This is a genomic window from Pseudomonas sp. P4795 (assembly GCF_048822895.1).
Classification (GTDB): Bacteria; Pseudomonadota; Gammaproteobacteria; order Pseudomonadales; family Pseudomonadaceae; genus Aquipseudomonas.
This window is the reverse complement of the sequence record NZ_JBMFBT010000024.1, coordinates 1-5,301: the sequence shown is the minus strand read 5'-3', so window position 1 is coordinate 5,301 and position 5,301 is coordinate 1. Positions and strand designations below refer to the sequence as shown.

Genomic DNA, 5,301 nt, shown 5'->3' with positions numbered 1-5,301 from the left:
CACGAGAGCCGCCCCCCGAAGGGGGCACGCAAGAGAAGGGATTAGTTGCGAATTTCCCAAGGCTTGTAACGCAACACACCGCTTAAAAAAACAATGACGATGACGGCAAACCAGAAATATTTTTCCGTCAATGTTGCTGCTCTGAAATCACCCATTGTGAGATTTGCAGGTGCCACAAAGTAAGCACATACAGCAACCACCACCAGAAAACTGACGATGAATGAAATTACAAAATACTGAGTATCGCTGAGCTTCTTCATTGAAATTCCCTTTATTTATCAGATGCAGTTGAGGATTTGCAGATCTCGGCAGGGTCTACGCCTGCCTCTCGTAGTTGATCGTATTGGCTAGATGGCAGCTTTACATCTGCGTTGTAGCTTTGGCAAAACTCGCCAATATCCAAGGTTGGCCAAGACCCTTTCGGACGGTGGTCAGGTGGGCTAATTCCCGTAGGTCGGTTCCAGGTTTCGAAAGCTTGTTTGTAGCCTTTATCAAATCCTTTACCCACCCATTCCGCACCTTTGCTCACCCCCCATGAAAACCCAATTCCGAGGCCGAGCAGTACGCACGCCGAGCAAGTCAACACGCATGCAGCTATCACACTCTTTGTGTATGCAGACATATCCTTATCCTTTCTTGAGGCCAGCTAACTCTGCTAATAGCAGCGTGCATTGAGCTGCACTGAGTCGTCCCTGGTCTTTCAGTTCATTGATGGCAGCAGACAAAGCGCCATATCCCTTCAAAGGGTAATGGGGCTCATGTTCTCGCCTTGAAACAGAATCGTGTAGCTGCTCCATGGGCTCGCAAACCTCGGGGAACGTTTTATGAAGGTCGGCCAGCTTGATTGGCCCGATCACCAGTTCCGTGAAGTAGATGGCCAATGCTGGTCTATCTGAGTCCATTAGAGCCTGTATACCGTGGCGCAAATCCGTTTTGGTGGATCCGCTGGCCAGCCAATACGCACCAGAGATTTCATCCTCAGACGCTGTTTCGAGCCACATAAGAACATCGAGGTAATCGGTTGAGTGCTGCACATTGGTGTTGTCCATTACATCGGTCCTCAGAGATCCATTTCATCGCGTGCGGAATCGACCAGCGAGCGGCATTGTTCGGCCCTTCGCATGTAGGTCAAGCCGTTGCCAGGCCAGATCGAGGCGGCGGCTTCGTAAAGTTCCGCGGCTGAATACCACTTCTTGTGCAGTTCTGCCAACCTTGCAGCGGATTGCAGTGCATGGCAGGAACGTTCGGCTTTGCTTTGAGTGAGGTCACGAAAGTGCATTTGTGGATCTCCTTCGCTGATTTCCCGGGGCGGTTGCCGCCGCTTGTCCAGGGAGATAAAGCGCCCCGTCAGGGGCGCAGAGTCATGCTGCGTTATCGAGGTGATTGGCTAACGAAAGCCCCACGGCCACTGGGCGAACCCATACAGGCATATGGCTGAGCAAGAAGGTTTCCCCTTGCTTGGCTAGCAGGATGGTTTGAGCCATTACACCCGCAATGGCTTCAGCAGCCTTTGGTGGGACCGCGTTCCCGATCCGTTCCCGCCACGCTTGATCGCTCAACCCATCCAGTTCGAGCATTTCCTCGGGATCGACAAGGCTTTGCAATGCAGCCATTTCAAGTGTGGTGAATGGGCGGTGCCAGGTGCCGTCGAGGCTTCTGATCACGCATGTCAGTCGATCATTGGCTGCCGGCATTCTTGGGTCAGCGACACTCCAACGGCCATTGTCCAGGCGCGCACTGGCTGACACAGCACCGGCAGTGCTGCCCCAAGGGACAACGCCGTAATGCCCGCCAGTGAGATAGGCATCGCCTTTCACGCGGCGCAGGCCGGAGCGAGGATCCTGCACAGCGAAGGCCCCCTGCCCTGTTGTACTGCCCGCGATCACAGTTCGAGCGCAGCCATTCCAACGAGTTACGTTGTATTTGCCGTGACCACCAGCTGCGCCACGCGGATCCGCAACGCTGAACGTGCCCTGACCTGGTGACTTGACCCCAATAATTGCGCCGCTAGTGTCTTCCCACTTGCGCACGCCATATTGATGATATTGAGGCGCGTCTATGGGGCTTCGCGGATCTGCGACAGAGAATGCCCCGTTGGTAGGGCCTGATTGGCCCGCCACGGTGCCTACGGCTTTATTCCAGGCATTTACACCCAAATAGCCTGAGAACGCCTCTGGCACGATCACAAAGTCCCGCAAATAGCCGTCATGGATCGCTAGTTGATCGAGACTTCGCCAATCCTTGCCCGCTTCGACAAGCGCGAGCCGCACCCACGTTTTCCATTGCAGTGACGGCACACGGTGCATTGGGCCTGCGCGCTCGATGTCACCTGGCATCGGCATGCGGCCGAGGACGGCACCAACGGATTGCAGCGACTTCTTTTCCGGCTCGTACAGGAACGGTGGAACCTTCTCGACATGACGGGCGACCAGCAAGAACCGTTTGCGGGATTGGGCCAGTCCGCCCAGTTCGCCGCAGTCGTGGGTCGTCTCCGAAACGGCGTAGCCGAAGAACTCAAGGATCTGCCCGATCTGATCAAGCAAGTGTCGGCCACGGCTGGCCAGACGCGGTACGTTCTCGAACACGATCAAGCTGACTGGGTTGTGTTGCCACGCTTCGCACATGAGCCACACGCAACGTAGCGTCAGCTCGTTGAGCGCCTGATATTTGGGTGTGAGGCTCAAGGCTTCGGACAACAAGCCCGACGCGCCTTTGCATGGGCTGCTGATGAACACAACGTCAGGATCTTGGTAGCCAGCGGCGCGGCGAATGTCATCCGGCGTAGCCTCCCGCCAATCCGCAGGCGGTTGCTTGCCGTGAAACGCGATGTACTGCTCGCGGGTGAACAGATCCATCTGAGTACCTGGTACACCGGCCAAGCGCTCAAAATCCTTGAGCGCTCCGGCGTCCACGTCGACACCACCGACGCAACGCCATTCAGCCTGCAGCTTGCCGACTACCTCTTTGTTCTGGTTGAAACCCTTTGCGCCGCCGCCTAAACCGCAGCAGAAATGAAAGTGCTTGAGCACGTACCTGATAGGCATGATCGTATTCCGTCACTGATGCCCGGACCGAGAGGTCCGGGCGTGCTGAGGTCAGATGGCTGAGGCAGTCGCTTCGGCCATGTCGCGGAAGATTTCTGCGTGCAGTTCCAACGGGAACTCTGCGAGAACTTCGCGCTGGCCAATGCCGGATCGCTGAGCGACAACCATGTACAGGGTGACGGTGGAAGGGATTTGCCCAGGACGGGCTTGATGGGACGGTTCAACGGTAAAACCGCTGTACTCGCGCAGGGTTTTCGCATCGCTGAAATACAGCAGGTGGGTTTCGGTAGTCATTGTTTGAATCTCCTTCGAGTGACTTGGAGCGGTTGCCGCCGCTTTGTCCCAAGCTGCCGAGGCGGGGTTGCCTCGACAGACTCAGTATCTCAAAAGATCGATTCAAGGTCAACTAATAGTATCATTCAATTTTACTAAAGGTTTATTATTTTGATGCTGCTGGAGTACAACCCAGCTCGCGTGGGCCAGCAAGCCGAGCAACGTAACGAGGCTTAGGTTTACGGTTCCAGTCGTTTTCCTTCGCGCACGTAGCAGCATCTACGCTTGAGCGCGCCCGAACGTACATGGTGTGGATCACTTTCTGTTTCTTGCCCGTATGAGCGATTAAATCAACCGCGAAGGTCTTCCACTCTTTGTCCTTCCAGAAGGCGTGAGCGTCAGCCTCATCGCCGAACAACATGCGTTCTTGGCGTGGTGTCTGATTCATGATTGCACCCGAATGCCCGGCGAACCGGGCTTCCCGAATTAGTAGTCCGTGCCTGCCAACAGCACGTTCCAAAGATCGTCGCTCACAAAGCGCAACTGGCATTTGACGCCTTGGGCGCGAAGCGCGTCCCGCGTCTCGATTGCGAGGGTCAACGAAATTTCAGTGAGCCCAGCCGGTTTGGTAGTGGTCATGGATCAGTAACCCAGCCAATGCATTACGTCGCGGGAATGGTATTCAGAGTGATCGCCCAGCTCGTCAACGAGATCTGCAAAGTCGAGGGAATGTTTCTCGCACTCGGCTTTGGCTTCGTCGCGGCTTACCACGTTGTCTTCTTCAAGAGCTTCGTCCAGGGTCATGGTTATCACCTCATCTGTCGGGGTTGCCCGGCGCTTACCTGCACCGGGCGCGCTGAGTGTTGATTACTCGGTGTCGTCGCCTTCCAGGTCACTGAGACTCGGTGCCAGGTCGACCAACGCACGCTTCCCCTTTGGATCGATGACAGTGAACACGCATGCGCTACCTGGTTCACCATTCGCGACGTGCTTAGCAAAATACTGTTTCGCAACAGCTTGAGCAGCAGCCAGCGGACCGCCAGTTACATCAACGTCCATTTCCCAAATAACACGATGAACAGCCATTTCATTCTCCTTCGCAATTCGCTTGGGCGGTTGCCGCCGCTGGTTCCAAGCTGTCGAAACAGGATTGCTTCGACGGAGAAATTATCTCAACAAACACAAGCCGAGTCAACTACTAGTATCATCCAATAGGACTGTTTATTTACTTTCTCGCATGCGAGAATGCGCCCATCCGCTTGACCGTGTGTCATATATATAATACACTTATACCCATGAAAACGATTATCCAAACCGCCACTTACATGACTTGGGAACGCAAACTGCGTGACAAGAAGGCCAAACTGATTATCGCGGCGCGGGTGTTGCGGGTAGCCCACGGGTTGCTCGGTGACGTGCAGCCAGTAGGTCAAGGCGTCAGTGAGTTGCGAATTCATCATGGCCCCGGCTACCGGGTATATTTCCAGCAGCGCGGCGATCAGCTGGTCCTATTGCTTTGCGGTGGGGATAAAAGCAGTCAGGCGCGGGATATAGAAACCGCTAAAACTCTGGCAAGCCAGTGGAGTGAAGACGAATGAAAGAACCAATCTACGAATATGACCCAGCGGAATTACTTACAGACGCGGAATCTATCGCCATCTTTATGGCCGATGCTTTCGAATCGGGGGATGCCTCCTTTATCGCGCAAGCGCTGAGCGTGGTAGCTCGCGCCAAAGGCATGACCGCAATTGCAAAAGAGGCAGGCGTTACCCGCGCACACCTCTATCAATTGAAAAACGGCAACCCGACATTGAAAACCATGATCGGCGTGATGCGTGCGGTTGGCCTGGACATGACAGCAAAACAGCACGTCGACCTGGCCCACGGGTAAACGTTGCGCTGACTCAAACCCGCCGTTGTGCGGGTTTTTTATCAAAATGTCTTGCCAACGCCGCTCTGCCGGGCTGCTCAGAGGCCGAGCGTC

At 55.0% G+C, this 5,301-nt stretch carries 11 protein-coding genes; 2 read left to right on the top strand and 9 right to left on the bottom strand.

All coding sequences use genetic code 11. The features are described from left to right. Window positions 1-41: 41 nt before the first annotated feature. The 9 genes from ACOI8A_RS28190 to ACOI8A_RS28150 form a co-directional block, all read right to left on the bottom strand. On the bottom strand, window positions 42-260 hold the full coding sequence (locus ACOI8A_RS28190) for a hypothetical protein (protein ID WP_420657982.1): 219 nt from the start codon (window positions 258-260) through the stop codon (window positions 42-44). A gap of 366 nt (window positions 261-626) precedes the next feature. Continuing rightward, window positions 627-1,049 carry a hypothetical protein gene (locus ACOI8A_RS28185; protein ID WP_420657980.1) on the bottom strand — a complete coding sequence of 141 codons (423 nt, stop codon included), beginning with the start codon at window positions 1,047-1,049 and terminating at the stop codon, window positions 627-629. Between the two features lie 11 nt (window positions 1,050-1,060). After that, window positions 1,061-1,279 (bottom strand): hypothetical protein, encoded by a 219-nt coding sequence (locus tag ACOI8A_RS28180; RefSeq protein ID WP_017124954.1) that lies wholly within the window; start codon window positions 1,277-1,279, stop codon window positions 1,061-1,063. A gap of 82 nt (window positions 1,280-1,361) precedes the next feature. Next, a complete protein-coding gene (locus ACOI8A_RS28175; RefSeq protein ID WP_420657978.1) occupies window positions 1,362-3,044 on the bottom strand; it encodes a DNA cytosine methyltransferase in 1,683 nt (560 codons plus the stop codon). Between the two features lie 51 nt (window positions 3,045-3,095). Further along, complete coding sequence (locus ACOI8A_RS28170) at window positions 3,096-3,338, bottom strand: hypothetical protein (RefSeq protein ID WP_017124956.1); 243 nt, start codon at window positions 3,336-3,338, stop codon at window positions 3,096-3,098. Between the two features lie 145 nt (window positions 3,339-3,483). Next, a complete protein-coding gene (locus ACOI8A_RS28165) occupies window positions 3,484-3,765 on the bottom strand; it encodes a hypothetical protein (protein ID WP_420657975.1) in 282 nt (93 codons plus the stop codon). Between the two features lie 38 nt (window positions 3,766-3,803). After that, window positions 3,804-3,956 carry a hypothetical protein gene (locus ACOI8A_RS28160; protein WP_420657973.1) on the bottom strand — a complete coding sequence of 51 codons (153 nt, stop codon included), beginning with the start codon at window positions 3,954-3,956 and terminating at the stop codon, window positions 3,804-3,806. Between the two features lie 3 nt (window positions 3,957-3,959). Continuing rightward, window positions 3,960-4,121, bottom strand: a complete 162-nt coding sequence (locus tag ACOI8A_RS28155; RefSeq protein WP_420657971.1) for a hypothetical protein — start codon at window positions 4,119-4,121, stop codon at window positions 3,960-3,962. Between the two features lie 63 nt (window positions 4,122-4,184). Beyond that, window positions 4,185-4,403, bottom strand: a complete 219-nt coding sequence (locus ACOI8A_RS28150) for a hypothetical protein (protein ID WP_102606520.1) — start codon at window positions 4,401-4,403, stop codon at window positions 4,185-4,187. Window positions 4,404-4,612: 209 nt separating this feature from the next. Between ACOI8A_RS28150 and ACOI8A_RS28145 the strand changes: the two genes are divergently transcribed. After that, window positions 4,613-4,915: a type II toxin-antitoxin system RelE/ParE family toxin gene (locus ACOI8A_RS28145; RefSeq protein ID WP_011475355.1), complete on the top strand. Its 303-nt coding sequence runs from the start codon at window positions 4,613-4,615 to the stop codon at window positions 4,913-4,915. Continuing rightward, complete coding sequence (locus tag ACOI8A_RS28140; protein ID WP_102606519.1) at window positions 4,912-5,208, top strand: addiction module antidote protein; 297 nt, start codon at window positions 4,912-4,914, stop codon at window positions 5,206-5,208. The genes ACOI8A_RS28145 and ACOI8A_RS28140 overlap by 4 nt, the downstream gene beginning before the upstream one ends. The last annotated feature ends 93 nt before the right edge of the window (window positions 5,209-5,301 follow it).